The sequence below is a fragment of the Streptococcus sanguinis genome (genome assembly GCF_900475275.1).
Classification (GTDB): domain Bacteria; phylum Bacillota; class Bacilli; order Lactobacillales; family Streptococcaceae; genus Streptococcus; species Streptococcus sanguinis_N.
Genome location: NZ_LS483364.1, coordinates 2,202,501 through 2,217,121, shown reverse-complemented (window position 1 = coordinate 2,217,121; position 14,621 = coordinate 2,202,501). Strand labels below are relative to the sequence as shown.

The 14,621-nt window shown below is 42.5% G+C and carries 23 protein-coding genes, 1 tRNA gene and 2 rRNA genes (1 of these 26 only partly in view); all 26 read left to right on the top strand.

Annotated elements, in window-relative coordinates; genetic code table 11:
• Positions 1 to 8: 8 nt before the first annotated feature.
• Entirely contained in the window at positions 9 to 662 is a 654-nt protein-coding gene (rpsC, locus tag DQM55_RS11110) for a 30S ribosomal protein S3 (RefSeq protein ID WP_002894486.1), read from the top strand.
• A gap of 3 nt (positions 663 to 665) precedes the next feature.
• The gene (gene rplP / locus DQM55_RS11105) at positions 666 to 1,079 is read left to right on the top strand and encodes a 50S ribosomal protein L16 (RefSeq protein WP_000960948.1); all 414 of its coding nucleotides are present in this window, start codon (positions 666 to 668) and stop codon (positions 1,077 to 1,079) included.
• Positions 1,080 to 1,088: 9 nt separating this feature from the next.
• The gene (gene rpmC, locus DQM55_RS11100; RefSeq protein ID WP_002894488.1) at positions 1,089 to 1,295 is read left to right on the top strand and encodes a 50S ribosomal protein L29; all 207 of its coding nucleotides are present in this window, start codon (positions 1,089 to 1,091) and stop codon (positions 1,293 to 1,295) included.
• A gap of 23 nt (positions 1,296 to 1,318) precedes the next feature.
• Positions 1,319 to 1,579, top strand: coding sequence for a 30S ribosomal protein S17 (rpsQ, locus tag DQM55_RS11095; protein ID WP_000440801.1), 261 nt, complete (start codon positions 1,319 to 1,321; stop codon positions 1,577 to 1,579).
• Positions 1,580 to 1,604: 25 nt separating this feature from the next.
• A complete protein-coding gene (rplN, locus tag DQM55_RS11090; protein ID WP_002894494.1) occupies positions 1,605 to 1,973 on the top strand; it encodes a 50S ribosomal protein L14 in 369 nt (122 codons plus the stop codon).
• A 76-nt stretch (positions 1,974 to 2,049) separates the two neighbouring features.
• Positions 2,050 to 2,355, top strand: coding sequence for a 50S ribosomal protein L24 (gene rplX, locus DQM55_RS11085; protein WP_002894497.1), 306 nt, complete (start codon positions 2,050 to 2,052; stop codon positions 2,353 to 2,355).
• Positions 2,356 to 2,378: 23 nt separating this feature from the next.
• Positions 2,379 to 2,921 (top strand): 50S ribosomal protein L5, encoded by a 543-nt coding sequence (gene rplE, locus DQM55_RS11080; RefSeq protein WP_002894499.1) that lies wholly within the window; start codon positions 2,379 to 2,381, stop codon positions 2,919 to 2,921.
• Between the two features lie 17 nt (positions 2,922 to 2,938).
• Positions 2,939 to 3,124: a type Z 30S ribosomal protein S14 gene (locus DQM55_RS11075; RefSeq protein ID WP_001085697.1), complete on the top strand. Its 186-nt coding sequence runs from the start codon at positions 2,939 to 2,941 to the stop codon at positions 3,122 to 3,124.
• 213 nt (positions 3,125 to 3,337) lie between these two features.
• Positions 3,338 to 3,736 carry a 30S ribosomal protein S8 gene (rpsH, locus tag DQM55_RS11070; protein ID WP_002899666.1) on the top strand — a complete coding sequence of 133 codons (399 nt, stop codon included), beginning with the start codon at positions 3,338 to 3,340 and terminating at the stop codon, positions 3,734 to 3,736.
• 189 nt (positions 3,737 to 3,925) lie between these two features.
• Entirely contained in the window at positions 3,926 to 4,462 is a 537-nt protein-coding gene (gene rplF, locus DQM55_RS11065; protein ID WP_002894503.1) for a 50S ribosomal protein L6, read from the top strand.
• Positions 4,463 to 4,547: 85 nt separating this feature from the next.
• Positions 4,548 to 4,904, top strand: coding sequence for a 50S ribosomal protein L18 (gene rplR, locus DQM55_RS11060; RefSeq protein WP_009659213.1), 357 nt, complete (start codon positions 4,548 to 4,550; stop codon positions 4,902 to 4,904).
• Positions 4,905 to 4,921: 17 nt separating this feature from the next.
• Positions 4,922 to 5,416, top strand: a complete 495-nt coding sequence (gene rpsE, locus DQM55_RS11055) for a 30S ribosomal protein S5 (RefSeq protein WP_002894506.1) — start codon at positions 4,922 to 4,924, stop codon at positions 5,414 to 5,416.
• A gap of 13 nt (positions 5,417 to 5,429) precedes the next feature.
• The gene (gene rpmD / locus DQM55_RS11050; RefSeq protein WP_002894509.1) at positions 5,430 to 5,612 is read left to right on the top strand and encodes a 50S ribosomal protein L30; all 183 of its coding nucleotides are present in this window, start codon (positions 5,430 to 5,432) and stop codon (positions 5,610 to 5,612) included.
• Positions 5,613 to 5,766: 154 nt separating this feature from the next.
• Positions 5,767 to 6,207 (top strand): 50S ribosomal protein L15, encoded by a 441-nt coding sequence (rplO, locus tag DQM55_RS11045; RefSeq protein ID WP_002901833.1) that lies wholly within the window; start codon positions 5,767 to 5,769, stop codon positions 6,205 to 6,207.
• 12 nt (positions 6,208 to 6,219) lie between these two features.
• On the top strand, positions 6,220 to 7,527 hold the full coding sequence (gene secY, locus DQM55_RS11040; protein WP_111676779.1) for a preprotein translocase subunit SecY: 1,308 nt from the start codon (positions 6,220 to 6,222) through the stop codon (positions 7,525 to 7,527).
• Between the two features lie 173 nt (positions 7,528 to 7,700).
• Entirely contained in the window at positions 7,701 to 8,339 is a 639-nt protein-coding gene (locus DQM55_RS11035) for an adenylate kinase (RefSeq protein WP_111676777.1), read from the top strand.
• Positions 8,340 to 8,456: 117 nt separating this feature from the next.
• Positions 8,457 to 8,675: a translation initiation factor IF-1 gene (gene infA / locus DQM55_RS11030; protein ID WP_001029883.1), complete on the top strand. Its 219-nt coding sequence runs from the start codon at positions 8,457 to 8,459 to the stop codon at positions 8,673 to 8,675.
• Positions 8,676 to 8,697: 22 nt separating this feature from the next.
• Positions 8,698 to 8,814 (top strand): 50S ribosomal protein L36, encoded by a 117-nt coding sequence (rpmJ, locus tag DQM55_RS11025; protein ID WP_001808836.1) that lies wholly within the window; start codon positions 8,698 to 8,700, stop codon positions 8,812 to 8,814.
• Positions 8,815 to 8,831: 17 nt separating this feature from the next.
• Positions 8,832 to 9,197: a 30S ribosomal protein S13 gene (rpsM, locus tag DQM55_RS11020; protein WP_002894516.1), complete on the top strand. Its 366-nt coding sequence runs from the start codon at positions 8,832 to 8,834 to the stop codon at positions 9,195 to 9,197.
• A gap of 19 nt (positions 9,198 to 9,216) precedes the next feature.
• Positions 9,217 to 9,600, top strand: coding sequence for a 30S ribosomal protein S11 (rpsK, locus tag DQM55_RS11015; RefSeq protein WP_001118385.1), 384 nt, complete (start codon positions 9,217 to 9,219; stop codon positions 9,598 to 9,600).
• Between the two features lie 45 nt (positions 9,601 to 9,645).
• Positions 9,646 to 10,584: a DNA-directed RNA polymerase subunit alpha gene (locus DQM55_RS11010; RefSeq protein ID WP_002894519.1), complete on the top strand. Its 939-nt coding sequence runs from the start codon at positions 9,646 to 9,648 to the stop codon at positions 10,582 to 10,584.
• Between the two features lie 11 nt (positions 10,585 to 10,595).
• Complete coding sequence (gene rplQ / locus DQM55_RS11005; protein ID WP_002894521.1) at positions 10,596 to 10,982, top strand: 50S ribosomal protein L17; 387 nt, start codon at positions 10,596 to 10,598, stop codon at positions 10,980 to 10,982.
• Between the two features lie 247 nt (positions 10,983 to 11,229).
• Positions 11,230 to 12,489 carry a glutamate-cysteine ligase family protein gene (locus DQM55_RS11000; RefSeq protein ID WP_111676775.1) on the top strand — a complete coding sequence of 420 codons (1,260 nt, stop codon included), beginning with the start codon at positions 11,230 to 11,232 and terminating at the stop codon, positions 12,487 to 12,489.
• 234 nt (positions 12,490 to 12,723) lie between these two features.
• Positions 12,724 to 14,271: ribosomal RNA gene (locus DQM55_RS10995) — 16S ribosomal RNA — on the top strand.
• Positions 14,272 to 14,335: 64 nt separating this feature from the next.
• Positions 14,336 to 14,408 (top strand) — tRNA-Ala (locus DQM55_RS10990).
• 127 nt (positions 14,409 to 14,535) lie between these two features.
• Positions 14,536 to 14,621: ribosomal RNA gene (locus DQM55_RS10985) — 23S ribosomal RNA — on the top strand (it continues 2,810 nt past the right edge of the window).
• Together the 16S and 23S rRNA genes with 1 tRNA gene alongside form the textbook arrangement of a ribosomal RNA operon.

Sequence of the window (14,621 nt, the reverse complement as noted above, 5' to 3'; positions counted from 1 at the left end):
GTAACATCGTGGGTCAAAAAGTACATCCAATTGGTATGCGTGTCGGCATCATCCGTGATTGGGATGCCAAATGGTATGCTGAAAAAGAATACGCGGATTACCTTCATGAAGATCTTGCAATCCGTAAATTCGTTCAAAAAGAATTGGCTGACGCAGCGATTTCAACTATTGAAATTGAGCGCGCAGTAAACAAAGTAAACGTTTCTCTTCACACTGCTAAACCAGGTATGGTTATCGGTAAAGGTGGAGCAAACGTTGATGCACTCCGTGCAAAACTCAACAAATTGACTGGAAAACAAGTCCACATCAACATCATCGAAATCAAGCGTCCTGACTTGGATGCGCACCTGGTTGGTGAAGGAATTGCTCGCCAGCTTGAGCAGCGTGTTGCTTTCCGTCGTGCTCAAAAACAAGCTATCCAACGTACAATGCGTGCAGGAGCTAAGGGAATCAAAACTCAAGTATCAGGTCGTTTGAACGGTGCAGATATTGCCCGCAGCGAAGGTTACTCTGAGGGAACTGTTCCGCTTCACACTCTTCGTGCGGATATCGATTACGCTTGGGAAGAAGCTGATACTACTTACGGTAAACTGGGTGTTAAAGTCTGGATCTACCGTGGAGAAGTCCTTCCAGCTCGTAAAAACACTAAAGGAGGTAAATAACCAATGTTAGTACCTAAACGTGTTAAACACCGTCGCGAATTCCGTGGAAAAATGCGCGGTGAAGCTAAAGGCGGAAAAGAAGTAGCATTTGGAGAATACGGTCTTCAAGCAACTACTAGCCACTGGATTACTAACCGCCAAATCGAAGCTGCCCGTATCGCTATGACTCGTTACATGAAGCGTGGTGGTAAAGTTTGGATTAAAATCTTCCCACACAAATCATACACTGCAAAAGCTATCGGTGTACGGATGGGATCTGGTAAAGGTGCTCCAGAAGGTTGGGTTGCGCCAGTTAAGCGTGGCAAAGTAATGTTTGAAGTTGCTGGCGTTTCAGAAGAAATCGCTCGCGAAGCGCTTCGCCTTGCAAGCCACAAACTTCCAGTTAAATGTAAATTCGTAAAACGTGAAGCAGAATAAGGAGAAGGCATGAAACTTAATGAAGTAAAAGAATTTGTTAAAGAACTTCGTGGTCTTTCTCAAGAAGAACTCGCGAAGCGTGAAAATGAATTGAAGAAAGAATTGTTTGATCTTCGTTTCCAAGCAGCTGCTGGCCAATTGGAGCAGACAGCTCGTTTGAAAGAAGTGAAAAAACAAATCGCTCGTATTAAAACTGTTCAATCAGAAGTTAAATAATAGACTAGGGAAGGAGAATTTCAATGGAACGCAATAATCGTAAAGTTCTTGTCGGACGCGTTGTTTCTGACAAAATGGACAAAACAATCACAGTTGTAGTTGAAACTAAACGTAACCACCCAGTCTATGGTAAACGTATTAACTACTCTAAGAAGTACAAAGCACATGACGAAAACAATGTTGCCAAAGAAGGCGATATCGTTCGTATCATGGAAACTCGTCCGCTTTCAGCTACAAAACGCTTCCGTCTTGTAGAAGTCGTTGAAGAAGCGGTTATCATCTAATCAAACCAGAAAGGAGAAAACTTAAATGATTCAAACAGAAACTCGTTTGAAAGTTGCCGACAACAGCGGCGCTCGCGAAATCTTGACAATCAAAGTTCTTGGTGGCTCAGGACGTAAGTTCGCTAACATCGGTGATGTAATCGTTGCGTCTGTAAAACAAGCTACTCCTGGTGGTGCGGTTAAGAAAGGTGACGTTGTAAAAGCTGTTATCGTTCGTACTAAATCAGGTGCTCGTCGTAAAGATGGTTCATACATCAAATTTGACGAAAACGCTGCAGTCATCATCCGTGAAGACAAAACTCCTCGCGGAACTCGTATCTTCGGCCCAGTTGCTCGTGAATTGCGTGACGGTGGCTTCATGAAGATCGTATCATTGGCTCCAGAAGTACTTTAATCAAAAAATTAACAAACACAGTCCCCTGACAAAAGTCAGGGTGCCCTATGGGCGTAAGAATTAAGAGGAGAAATAAATGTTTGTAAAAAAAGGCGACAAAGTTCGCGTAATTGCTGGTAAAGACAAGGGTGTTGAAGCGCTTGTTGTTACAGCTCTTCCAAAAGTAAACAAAGTTGTTGTTGAAGGTGTAAACATCGTTAAGAAACACCAAAAGCCAAATAACGAAAACCCTCAAGGTGCTATCGTGGAAAAAGAAGCACCAATCCATGTGTCAAACGTTCAAGTTCTTGACAAAAATGGTGTTGCAGGACGTGTTGGCTACAAGTTTGTAGACGGCAAAAAAGTTCGTTACAATAAAAAATCGGGCGAAGTGCTTGACTAATCACGAAGGAAAGGAGAAGTATAATGGCAAATCGTTTAAAAGAAAAATATCTTAAAGAAGTAGTTCCTGCTTTGACTGAAAAGTTCAACTACTCATCTGTTATGGCTGTGCCAAAAGTGGATAAAATCGTTTTGAACATGGGTGTCGGTGACGCTGTATCAAACGCTAAAAACCTTGAAAAAGCTGCTGAAGAATTGGCTCTTATCTCAGGTCAAAAACCACTTATCACTAAAGCTAAAAAATCAATCGCCGGCTTCCGTCTTCGTGAAGGTGTAGCGATCGGTGCTAAAGTAACCCTTCGTGGCGAACGTATGTATGAATTCTTGGATAAATTGGTTTCAGTTTCTCTTCCACGTGTTCGTGACTTCCACGGTGTACCAACAAAATCTTTTGATGGACGCGGAAACTATACACTTGGTGTGAAAGAGCAATTGATCTTCCCAGAAATCAACTTTGATGACGTTGATAAGACTCGCGGTCTTGACATCGTTATCGTAACAACTGCTAACACTGACGAAGAGTCACGCGAATTGCTTACAGGCCTTGGAATGCCTTTTGCAAAATAATATAGGAGGTAAAACAAATGGCTAAAAAATCAATGATTGCTAAGAACAAACGCCCAGCTAAGTTCTCTACGCAAGCTTATACTCGTTGTGAAAAATGTGGCCGTCCACATTCCGTTTACCGCAAGTTTAAACTTTGCCGTGTTTGCTTCCGTGAATTAGCATACAAAGGACAAATCCCTGGCGTTACCAAAGCATCTTGGTAATATCATGATAAAAAGAGCGTAACAACCACAGCAAAAATAGGAAATTTGGTGAAGGAGCGATGCTCCAAAACAAATTTATCTTTTTTGCCCAGGTTGTAGCTCGTGTTCAAATAAGAGTTATCTTGTTCGAATGTGTCAATACAATCTGAGCCTAGCTCAATCATTAACTAGCAAGTGCAGCTTGCAAACTACTAGTAAGAGGAGAAATATAAAATGGTTATGACTGACCCAATTGCAGACTTTCTGACACGTATCCGTAATGCTAACCAAGCAAACCACGAAGTGCTTGAAGTGCCTGCATCAAACATCAAAAAAGGGATTGCTGAAATCCTGAAGCGTGAAGGTTTTGTAAAAAACGTTGAAATCATCGAAGATGACAAACAAGGCATCATCCGTGTATTTCTTAAATACGGACAAAATGGTGAAAAAGTTATCACTGGTTTGAAACGCGTTTCAAAACCAGGTCTGCGTGTTTACAAGAAACGCGAAGATCTTCCAAAAGTTCTGAACGGACTTGGAATTGCTATCCTTTCAACATCTGAAGGCTTGCTGACTGATAAAGAAGCACGCCAAAAGAATGTTGGTGGTGAGGTTATCGCTTACGTTTGGTAATATTTAGTTCCCAATTTCTTTGTGACTCTTCGTTATCGTCTCTTGCCTAACCCAAAGTTATGCCTGCGAGACGATTCCTAGATTCACTTTGAAATTGAAACCTAAATGTTCCTTTAAATCGAGAAATCGATTTAAGCCCCGTGAAAACTGGTCGCTTGCGGCCTGACAATCTAACAGGAGAATATATACATGTCACGTATTGGTAATAAAGTTATCGTGTTGCCTGCTGGTGTTGAGATCAGCAACAAAGACAACGTTGTAACTGTAAAAGGACCTAAAGGAGAACTGACTCGTGAGTTCTCAAAAGATATTGAAATCCGTGTGGAAGGAACTGAAGTAACTCTTCACCGTCCAAACGATTCAAAAGAAATGAAAACAATCCACGGAACAACTCGTGCCCTTTTGAACAACATGGTTGTTGGTGTATCAGAAGGATTCAAGAAAGAACTTGAAATGCGCGGGGTTGGTTACCGTGCACAACTTCAAGGCAAAAAGCTTGTACTTTCAGTTGGTAAATCTCATCCAGACGAAGTAGAAGCACCAGAAGGCATCACTTTTGAACTTCCAAACCCAACAACTATCGTTGTCAGTGGAATTTCAAAAGAAGTAGTCGGACAAACTGCAGCTTACGTACGTAGTCTGCGTGCTCCAGAGCCATACAAAGGTAAAGGTATCCGCTACGTTGGTGAATTCGTTCGCCGCAAAGAAGGTAAAACTGGTAAATAATCTTGTCTGGCTGATTTTTTCAGCCAAACAAGCTGTTTCCCAAGGTTGTGCATGAGCACAAGATTAAAATTAAGAGGTGAAAATTGTGATTACGAAACCAGATAAAAATAAAATCCGCCAAAAACGCCACCGTCGCGTTCGCGGAAAACTCTCTGGAACTGCTGATCGCCCACGTTTGAACGTATTCCGTTCTAATACAGGCATCTACGCTCAAGTGATTGATGACGTAGCGGGTGTAACGCTCGCAAGCGCTTCAACTCTTGACAAAGAAGTTTCAAAAGGAACTAAAACAGAACAAGCCGTTGTTGTTGGTAAGCTCGTTGCTGAACGTGCAGTTGCTAAAGGTATTTCTGAAGTCGTCTTCGACCGCGGTGGATATCTCTATCACGGACGTGTAAAAGCTTTGGCTGATGCAGCTCGTGAAAACGGATTGAAATTCTAAGAGGAGGACACTAGAAAATGGCATTTAAAGACAACGCAGTTGAACTTGAAGAACGTTTAGTTGCCATCAACCGTGTTACAAAAGTTGTTAAAGGTGGACGTCGTCTTCGCTTTGCAGCTCTTGTAGTTGTTGGTGATCGCAATGGTCGTGTTGGCTTCGGTACTGGTAAAGCTCAAGAAGTACCAGAAGCAATCCGCAAGGCAGTTGAAGATGCGAAGAAGAATTTGATTGAAGTACCAATGGTTGGCACAACAATTCCTCACGAAGTTCTTTCAGAATTTGGCGGAGCGAAAGTATTGCTTAAGCCAGCTGTTGAGGGTTCTGGAGTTGCTGCTGGTGGCGCGGTTCGTGCCGTCATCGAGTTGGCAGGTGTAGCAGATGTTACATCTAAATCTCTTGGCTCTAACACTCCAATCAACATCGTTCGCGCAACTGTTGAAGGTTTGAAACAATTAAAACGCGCTGAAGAAGTTGCTGCCCTTCGTGGTATTTCAGTTTCTGACTTGGCATAAGAAAGGGGATAACATGGCTCAAATTAAAATTACTTTGACTAAGTCTCCAATCGGACGCATCCCGTCACAACGTAAAACTGTTGTAGCACTTGGACTTGGCAAATTGAACAGCTCAGTTATCAAAGAAGATAATCCAGCAGTACGCGGTATGATTACTGCAGTATCACACTTGGTAACTGTTGAAGAAGTTAAATAAGCTTTGCTGGTTTAACAACTTTAAATTAAAATACGTTAGGGGATGGGATTTTCTCAGCCCCTAAAACTAAATATATGTATAGGCGAGTTTATATAGGAGACACCTTTTCTCCTATATGAGCGCTAGCATTTTACAAAAGAGGAGAAATAATATAATGAAACTTCATGAATTACAACCTGCTGCAGGTTCTCGTAAAGTCCGCAACCGTGTTGGTCGTGGTACATCATCTGGTAACGGTAAAACATCTGGCCGTGGTCAAAAAGGTCAAAAAGCTCGTAGCGGTGGCGGCGTTCGCCTTGGTTTTGAAGGTGGACAAACTCCATTGTTCCGTCGTCTTCCAAAACGTGGTTTCCTGAACATCAACCGCAAAGAATATGCGATTGTTAACCTTGACCAACTGAACGCCTTTGAAGATGGCGCTGAAGTAACACCAGTTGTTCTCATCGAAGCAGGTATTGTAAAAGCTGAAAAATCAGGTATCAAGATTCTTGGTAACGGAGAATTGACAAAGAAATTGACTGTTAAGGCAGCTAAATTCTCTAAATCAGCTGAAGAAGCTATCACTGCTAAAGGTGGTTCAGTGGAAGTCATCTAAGCGAGGTGACCTATGTTTTTCAAACTATTAAAAGACGCATTTAAAATCAAACAGGTACGGTCTAAGATTCTGTTCACGATTTTCATCATCTTAGTTTTCCGTATCGGTACAACCATAACGGTTCCAGGGATTAATGCCAAAGCCTTAAGCAATTTGAATGATTTGCCATTCCTGAATATGCTGAGCTTGGTCTCTGGTAACGCCATGCGCAACTTCTCTGTCTTTGCACTTGGAGTCAGTCCTTACATCACAGCTTCGATCGTTGTTCAGCTGCTGCAAATGGACTTGCTTCCGAAGTTTGTAGAGTGGGGCAAGCAAGGGGAAGTGGGACGGAGGAAGCTGAATCAAGCGACTCGTTATATCGCCCTAGTTTTGGCCTTTGTGCAGGCAATTGGGATTACTGCTGGTTTTGATACTCTCTCAAGAGCTAATCTGGTTGCCAATCCTAATGTTCAGACCTACGCTTTGATTTGCGTTCTTCTAGCAACTGGTTCAATGATTGTAACTTGGCTAGGTGAGCAGATTACAGACAAGGGTTACGGAAATGGCGTTTCCATGATTATCTTTGCTGGTATCGTTTCAGCTATCCCTGATATGATTAAAGGTATCTATGAAGATTACTTTGTCAATATCCCTAGTAATCGTTTGACTTCATCCTTCATTTTTGTAGGGATTCTGATTGTGGCAGTCCTGCTTATCATTTACTTTACAACCTTTGTACAGCAGGCTGAATATAAAATTCCAGTTCAGTATACGAAAGTAGCGAAGGGTGCACCTTCTAGCTCCTATCTGCCACTGAAAGTCAATCCAGCTGGGGTCATTCCAGTAATCTTTGCCAGCTCGATTACAGCTGCACCGGCAGCGATTTTCCAAGTTGTCAGTGCCTTGGGCTATGACGCAGATTGGGTTAAGACAGCTCAGTCACTTTTGGCAACAACGACCATTAGTGGTATGTTCATGTACGCCTTCCTGATTGTCCTCTTTACATTCTTCTATACTTTTGTACAGATTAATCCAGAGAAGACAGCAGAAAATCTGCAAAAGAGCGGAGCCTACATTCCAGGTGTTCGTCCGGGTAAAGGAACAGAAGACTATATGTCTAAGCTGCTGCGTCGTTTGGCAACAGTTGGATCTCTCTTCTTAGGTTTCATTTCTATCCTGCCTATTTTGGCTAAAGATGTATTTGGATTGACAGATGCCGTTGCTCTTGGAGGAACCAGTCTCTTAATCATCATCTCAACCGGTATTGAGGGAATGAAACAGTTAGAAGGCTACCTGCTGAAGAGAAAGTATGTCGGCTTTATGGATACTTCAGAGTAAGGGACTTTTTGAATAGCTTTTCTAATGAGAAGCCCGTTCAGATAACCTTTCTTGAACCGAAAATAAACAAAATAAAAGGGGACAGAGTAGACTCACCCCCTTCTATTTTGTTTTTAAACGAGTTTATTAATCGGTTTAATAGATTGCTTTAAAAACAAAAAAGGAGACCAATCATGAATCTTTTGATTATGGGCTTACCAGGTGCTGGTAAAGGAACTCAAGCTGCTAAAATCGTTGAGCGCTTCAATGTTGCACATATTTCAACTGGAGATATGTTCCGTGCAGCGATTGCTAACCAAACAGAGATGGGCGTTTTAGCCAAGTCATATATTGACAAGGGCGAGTTGGTTCCAGACCAAGTGACAAACGGCATTGTCAAAGAGCGCTTGAGCCAGGATGATATTAAGCAAACAGGCTTCCTCTTGGATGGCTATCCGCGCACGATTGAGCAAGCAAATGCCTTGGATCAAACGCTAGCAGAGCTTGATTTAGCTTTGGACGGAGTTATCAATATCGAAGTGGATCCTAACAGCTTGCTGGAGCGTTTGAGCGGTCGGATTATCCATCGTGAAACAGGTGAAACCTTCCACAAGGTCTTCAATCCGCCAGCAGACTACAAGGAAGAGGATTATTACCAGCGCGAAGATGACAAGCCTGAGACAGTTAAACGTCGTTTGGATGTCAATATCGCACAAGGTCAGCCGATCATTGATCACTATCGCAGCAAAGGTCTAGTCCATGATATTCAAGGAAATCAAGATATTAATGATGTCTTCTCAGCTATCGAAAAAGTCTTGACAAATTTGAAATAAAAGCGTTTTTCCTGCTTGCAATATTTGACAAGTAGTGATACAATGAATTAGTCTGACTTATAATTGTTACCTCTGTGCTCAGAGGGATCAAATCGAAATTTATGGAGGTACTTTTGCGTGGCAAAAGACGATGTGATTGAGGTTGAAGGTAAGGTAGTTGATACAATGCCTAATGCAATGTTTACGGTTGAACTTGAAAATGGACATCAGATTTTAGCAACAGTTTCTGGTAAAATTCGTAAAAACTATATTCGTATTTTAGCGGGAGACCGTGTGACTGTAGAAATGAGTCCTTATGATTTGACACGTGGACGGATCACATACCGCTTTAAATAATCGAAAAACTTGGAGGGAAAAAATGAAAGTAAGACCATCGGTCAAACCAATTTGCGAATACTGTAAAGTTATTCGTCGTAATGGTCGTGTTATGGTAATTTGCCCAGCAAATCCAAAACACAAACAACGTCAAGGATAAGATAGAAAGGAGAAAAAATGGCTCGTATTGCTGGAGTTGACATTCCAAATGACAAACGTGTAGTCGTTTCACTGACTTATGTGTACGGTATCGGACTTCCAACTTCTAAGAAAATCTTGGCAGCTGCTGGAGTTTCAGAAGACATCCGTGTAAAAGATCTTACAATCGAACAAGAAGATGCTATCCGTCGTGAAGTAGATGCGATTAAAGTTGAAGGTGACCTTCGTCGTGAAGTAAACTTGAACATCAAACGTTTGATGGAAATCGGTTCATACCGTGGAATCCGTCACCGTCGTGGACTTCCTGTCCGTGGACAAAACACTAAAAATAACGCCCGCACTCGTAAAGGTAAAGCTGTTGCGATTGCAGGTAAGAAAAAATAATATAAGGAGGTAAAAAGTCTTGGCTAAACCAACACGTAAACGTCGTGTGAAGAAAAATATCGAATCCGGTATTGCTCATATTCACGCTACATTTAATAACACTATTGTTATGATTACTGATGTGCATGGTAACGCGATTGCTTGGTCATCTGCTGGAGCTCTTGGATTTAAAGGTTCTCGTAAATCTACACCATTTGCTGCCCAAATGGCATCTGAAGCAGCTGCTAAATCTGCACAGGAACACGGTCTGAAATCAGTTGAAGTTACTGTAAAAGGTCCAGGTTCTGGTCGTGAGTCTGCTATTCGTGCTCTTGCTGCCGCTGGTCTTGAAGTAACAGCTATTCGTGATGTGACTCCTGTACCACACAATGGTGCTCGTCCTCCAAAACGTCGCCGTGTATAATCACCAACCGTTACACTGCTTTTCGTTTAAGAGGGAGTATAGCAAATGATTGAGTTTGAAAAACCAAATATAACAAAAATTGATGAAAATAAAGATTATGGCAAGTTTGTAGTAGAGCCGCTTGAGCGTGGTTATGGTACAACACTGGGAAATTCTCTTCGCCGTGTGCTTTTGGCTTCACTTCCAGGTGCTGCTGTTACTTCAATTAATATTGAAGGTGTTTTGCACGAGTTTGATACGATTTCCGGTGTCCGTGAAGACGTGATGCAAATTATTCTGAACGTCAAAGGGATTGCTGTAAAATCTTACGTCCAAGACGAAAAGATTATTGAACTGGATGTTGAAGGACCAGCAGAAGTAACTGCCGGAGACATTTTGACAGACAGTGATATTGAAATTATAAACCCTGATCATTATCTCTTTACAATCGGAGAAGGCGCAAGCTTTAAGGCAACGATGACTGTCAATAGTGGTCGTGGTTATGTGCCTGCTGATGAGAATAAGAAAGATGATGCACCAGTGGGAACACTTGCGGTGGACTCTATCTATACGCCAGTGACAAAAGTTAATTACCAAGTTGAGCCAGCTCGTGTTGGTAGCAACGATGGTTTTGACAAACTAACCCTTGAAATTTTAACGAATGGAACAATTATTCCAGAAGATGCTTTGGGACTTTCAGCCCGCATCCTTACGGAACATTTGAATCTCTTCACTAATCTGACAGAAGTAGCTATCGCTGCAGACGTTATGAAGGAAGCAGAAAAGACTTCTGATGACCGCATTTTGGAACGGACCATCGAAGAATTAGATTTGTCAGTTCGCTCATACAACTGTTTGAAACGTGCAGGTATCAATACTGTATTTGATTTGACAGAGAAATCTGAGCCTGAAATGATGAAAGTTCGTAACTTGGGACGCAAGAGTCTGGAAGAAGTAAAAGTTAAACTTGCTGATCTCGGTCTGGGGTTAAAAAACGATAAATAAAGGAGGAATACATGGCTTACCGTAAACTAGGACGCACTAGCTCACAACGTAAAGCAATGCTTCGCGATTTGACTACTGATTTGCTGATCAACGAATCAATTGTGACAACTGAAGCTCGTGCTAAAGAAATCCGTAAAACAGTAGAAAAAATGATTACATTGGGCAAACGTGGAGACTTGCACGCTCGCCGTCAAGCAGCAGCTTTTGTTCGCAATGAAATCGCATCAGAAAACTATGATGAAGCAACAGAAAAGTATACTACAACTACTGCTCTTCAAAAATTGTTCTCTGAGATTGCACCACGCTATGCAGAGCGCAACGGTGGATATACTCGTATCCTGAAAACTGAACCGCGCCGTGGAGATGCTGCGCCAATGGCAATCATCGAATTGGTATAAGATCATCAATCTTTGTTGAGTGTTATGATGATGGAATAGAATTTCTATTCTTAGTCTAGCTCTGGTCTACCGCTAGGATTTTTTCCTAGCGGGAACACTCATCATATAGGTGATAATAGGTAGACGCTTGTTTACGAAATTGCTTTTAAGACAAAAACAATTTCGTAAGCAGGCGTTTTTGTATGAGGCTAGGAAAATACCTGAAATTTTGTTATAATACTCTAACACTATCAAAAATTTATAGGAAATGGAAATGACTGATTCAATCCAAATTTTAAAAGAACGCTATTTAAAGAATATCAAAGGAAATCCAACTGTCTACATTGGCATTGAGTTAGAATTTCCTATTGTCAATAGCCAGGGTGGAGCGACCAATACAAATGTTGCCAAGAATCTCTTGAAACGTCTGTTGGAAGAGTATGATTTTGAGGCAGAACGATTTGATAGAGATGGGAATCCTATCCAACTGAAATTTACTAAAAATGAAGACAGAATTCTTTTTGAGGTTTCTTACAATACTTTGGAATTTGCTTTTGCCAAGGCTTCCAGAATTCAAGAAGTTGAAGAGCGTTTTAATAACTATCTGAACATTATTCAGCCAATTCTGCGCGAAGAAGACCATGAAATTCAAGGAGAAGGTATTCATCCTTTCTGGGCAGAAAATGATAATAGTCCAGTTAAGTATCCAAGATATGAAATGTTGATGCAGTATTTAGCTATGGGAAAGAACATGGATGGTCTGCACAATTATCCAGAATATGGTGCTTTTATTTGTGGGAGTCAAGTTCAGCTGGATGTCTCAAGAGAAAATTATTTAACTGTTATCAATGTCTTCAATCAAATTGAAGCCGCTAAGGCATACCTCTTTGCCAATTCAGAGTTTTCAGATTCTTCTTGGGATACAAAAATAGCTCGGGATATTTTCTGGGAGCAATCGATGCATGGCATTTTACAGGAAAATGCAGGCGTTAATTCGAAAGACTTTCAAACAGAAGATGATTTTTTTGCTTATCTTAGTAAATCAGCGGTTTTCACTGCTGAACGGGAAGGTAAATCCTACTATTTCTATCCAATAGCTGCTAATGAATACATGAGTCAGAAAACTATTGAGGCTTATAGCCTTTCAGGTGAAAAAATAAACTTGACTCCAAGGGAAGCAGACTTCAAGAATCATAGAAGTTACCAGTATCAAGATTTGACGACACGGGGGACAGTAGAGTTTCGGAGCGTCTGCACCCAGCCTTTTAATAAAACTTTTGCTTCTGCCGCTTTTCATCTTGGTATTTTAGAAAACTTGGAAAATGTGAAAGCCTATTTACAAGACGCTCCCTTCTTTCAGGAGGAAGGCCGGGATTACAAAGCTTTAAGAAGAAAGTTTTCTAAAAAAGAGTTGTCTGCAAGTGAAAGAGAGCATATTTATGAATTCACAAAGAGTTTGCTTCAGCTGGCTAGAGCTGGTTTATTAGCTCGTCAACTAGGTGAGGAAGCTTATCTTCCCTCTCTTTAATAGAGGCTAGCCTCTGATGAATAAAAAATTCTAGAAAAAAATGAAAAAAGATTAAAAAAGGTATTGACAGTTGGTGGGTATAGGTGATATACTAATATAGTTGTCGCGAAAGACAAAGCCCTTTGAAAACTGAACAAGACGAACCAAGTGCAGGGTGACATAGAGATATGTAACCTGTCAAAAAAAACGAAAATAAATCTGTCAGTGGACAGTAATGAGTGCGAACTCAAACTTTTTAATGAGAGTTTGATCCTGGCTCAGGACGAACGCTGGCGGCGTGCCTAATACATGCAAGTAGAACGCTGAAGAGAAGAGCTTGCTCTTCTTGGATGAGTTGCGAACGGGTGAGTAACGCGTAGGTAACCTGCCTGGTAGCGGGGGATAACTATTGGAAACGATAGCTAATACCGCATAAAATTGATTATTGCATGATAATTAATTGAAAGATGCAATTGCATCACTACCAGATGGACCTGCGTTGTATTAGCTAGTTGGTGAGGTAACGGCTCACCAAGGCGACGATACATAGCCGACCTGAGAGGGTGATCGGCCACACTGGGACTGAGACACGGCCCAGACTCCTACGGGAGGCAGCAGTAGGGAATCTTCGGCAATGGGGGGAACCCTGACCGAGCAACGCCGCGTGAGTGAAGAAGGTTTTCGGATCGTAAAGCTCTGTTGTAAGAGAAGAACGGGTGTGAGAGTGGAAAGTTCACACTGTGACGGTATCTTACCAGAAAGGGACGGCTAACTACGTGCCAGCAGCCGCGGTAATACGTAGGTCCCGAGCGTTGTCCGGATTTATTGGGCGTAAAGCGAGCGCAGGCGGTTAGATAAGTCTGAAGTTAAAGGCTGTGGCTTAACCATAGTATGCTTTGGAAACTGTTTAACTTGAGTGCAGAAGGGGAGAGTGGAATTCCATGTGTAGCGGTGAAATGCGTAGATATATGGAGGAACACCGGTGGCGAAAGCGGCTCTCTGGTCTGTAACTGACGCTGAGGCTCGAAAGCGTGGGGAGCAAACAGGATTAGATACCCTGGTAGTCCACGCCGTAAACGATGAGTGCTAGGTGTTAGGCCCTTTCCGGGGCTTAGTGCCGCAGCTAACGCATTAAGCACTCCGCCTGGGGAGTACGACCGCAAGGTTGAAACTCAAAGGAATTGACGGGGGCCCGCACAAGCGGTGGAGCATGTGGTTTAATTCGAAGCAACGCGAAGAACCTTACCAGGTCTTGACATCCCTCTGACCGCTCTAGAGATAGAGTTTTCCTTCGGGACAGAGGTGACAGGTGGTGCATGGTTGTCGTCAGCTCGTGTCGTGAGATGTTGGGTTAAGTCCCGCAACGAGCGCAACCCCTATTGTTAGTTGCCATCATTCAGTTGGGCACTCTAGCGAGACTGCCGGTAATAAACCGGAGGAAGGTGGGGATGACGTCAAATCATCATGCCCCTTATGACCTGGGCTACACACGTGCTACAATGGCTGGTACAACGAGTCGCAAGCCGGTGACGGCAAGCTAATCTCTGAAAGCCAGTCTCAGTTCGGATTGTAGGCTGCAACTCGCCTACATGAAGTCGGAATCGCTAGTAATCGCGGATCAGCACGCCGCGGTGAATACGTTCCCGGGCCTTGTACACACCGCCCGTCACACCACGAGAGTTTGTAACACCCGAAGTCGGTGAGGTAACCGTAAGGAGCCAGCCGCCTAAGGTGGGATAGATGATTGGGGTGAAGTCGTAACAAGGTAGCCGTATCGGAAGGTGCGGCTGGATCACCTCCTTTCTAAGGAGTCCGTAAGGACACACGGAATGCACTTGGGTCTTGTTTAGTTTTGAGAGGGCTATGTGGGGCCTTAGCTCAGCTGGGAGAGCGCCTGCTTTGCACGCAGGAGGTCAGCGGTTCGATCCCGCTAGGCTCCATTATCTAGTTTTACTAGATAAAGAACTTGTCCATTGAAAATTGAATACCGATATCAAATAGTAACAAGAAAATAAACCGAAAACGCTGTGAAAATTAATGAGTTTAAGACTGAAAGGTCAAAAATAAGGTTAAGTTAGTAAGGGCGCACGGTGGATGCCTTGGCACTAGGAGCCGAAGAAGGACGTGACAAACGACGAAATGCCTCGGGGAGC

Excerpts from the sequence above, each read along its gene's own strand:
- rpsH (WP_002899666.1), top strand. The coding sequence starts at position 3,338 with ATGGTTATGACTGACCCAATTGCAGACTTTCTGACACGTATCCGTAAT.
- DQM55_RS11010 (WP_002894519.1), top strand. The coding sequence starts at position 9,646 with ATGATTGAGTTTGAAAAACCAAATATAACAAAAATTGATGAAAATAAA.
- secY (WP_111676779.1), top strand. The coding sequence starts at position 6,220 with ATGTTTTTCAAACTATTAAAAGACGCATTTAAAATCAAACAGGTACGG.
- rplO (WP_002901833.1), top strand. The coding sequence starts at position 5,767 with ATGAAACTTCATGAATTACAACCTGCTGCAGGTTCTCGTAAAGTCCGC.
- rplN (WP_002894494.1), top strand. The coding sequence starts at position 1,605 with ATGATTCAAACAGAAACTCGTTTGAAAGTTGCCGACAACAGCGGCGCT.
- DQM55_RS11075 (WP_001085697.1), top strand. The coding sequence starts at position 2,939 with ATGGCTAAAAAATCAATGATTGCTAAGAACAAACGCCCAGCTAAGTTC.
- rpsQ (WP_000440801.1), top strand. The coding sequence starts at position 1,319 with ATGGAACGCAATAATCGTAAAGTTCTTGTCGGACGCGTTGTTTCTGAC.
- rpmD (WP_002894509.1), top strand. The coding sequence starts at position 5,430 with ATGGCTCAAATTAAAATTACTTTGACTAAGTCTCCAATCGGACGCATC.
- rpsM (WP_002894516.1), top strand. The coding sequence starts at position 8,832 with ATGGCTCGTATTGCTGGAGTTGACATTCCAAATGACAAACGTGTAGTC.
- DQM55_RS11000 (WP_111676775.1), top strand. The coding sequence starts at position 11,230 with ATGGAAATGACTGATTCAATCCAAATTTTAAAAGAACGCTATTTAAAG.
- rpsE (WP_002894506.1), top strand. The coding sequence starts at position 4,922 with ATGGCATTTAAAGACAACGCAGTTGAACTTGAAGAACGTTTAGTTGCC.
- rpmC (WP_002894488.1), top strand. The coding sequence starts at position 1,089 with ATGAAACTTAATGAAGTAAAAGAATTTGTTAAAGAACTTCGTGGTCTT.
- DQM55_RS11035 (WP_111676777.1), top strand. The coding sequence starts at position 7,701 with ATGAATCTTTTGATTATGGGCTTACCAGGTGCTGGTAAAGGAACTCAA.
- rplE (WP_002894499.1), top strand. The coding sequence starts at position 2,379 with ATGGCAAATCGTTTAAAAGAAAAATATCTTAAAGAAGTAGTTCCTGCT.
- rpmJ (WP_001808836.1), top strand. The coding sequence starts at position 8,698 with ATGAAAGTAAGACCATCGGTCAAACCAATTTGCGAATACTGTAAAGTT.
- rplF (WP_002894503.1), top strand. The coding sequence starts at position 3,926 with ATGTCACGTATTGGTAATAAAGTTATCGTGTTGCCTGCTGGTGTTGAG.
- rplQ (WP_002894521.1), top strand. The coding sequence starts at position 10,596 with ATGGCTTACCGTAAACTAGGACGCACTAGCTCACAACGTAAAGCAATG.
- rplP (WP_000960948.1), top strand. The coding sequence starts at position 666 with ATGTTAGTACCTAAACGTGTTAAACACCGTCGCGAATTCCGTGGAAAA.
- rplX (WP_002894497.1), top strand. The coding sequence starts at position 2,050 with ATGTTTGTAAAAAAAGGCGACAAAGTTCGCGTAATTGCTGGTAAAGAC.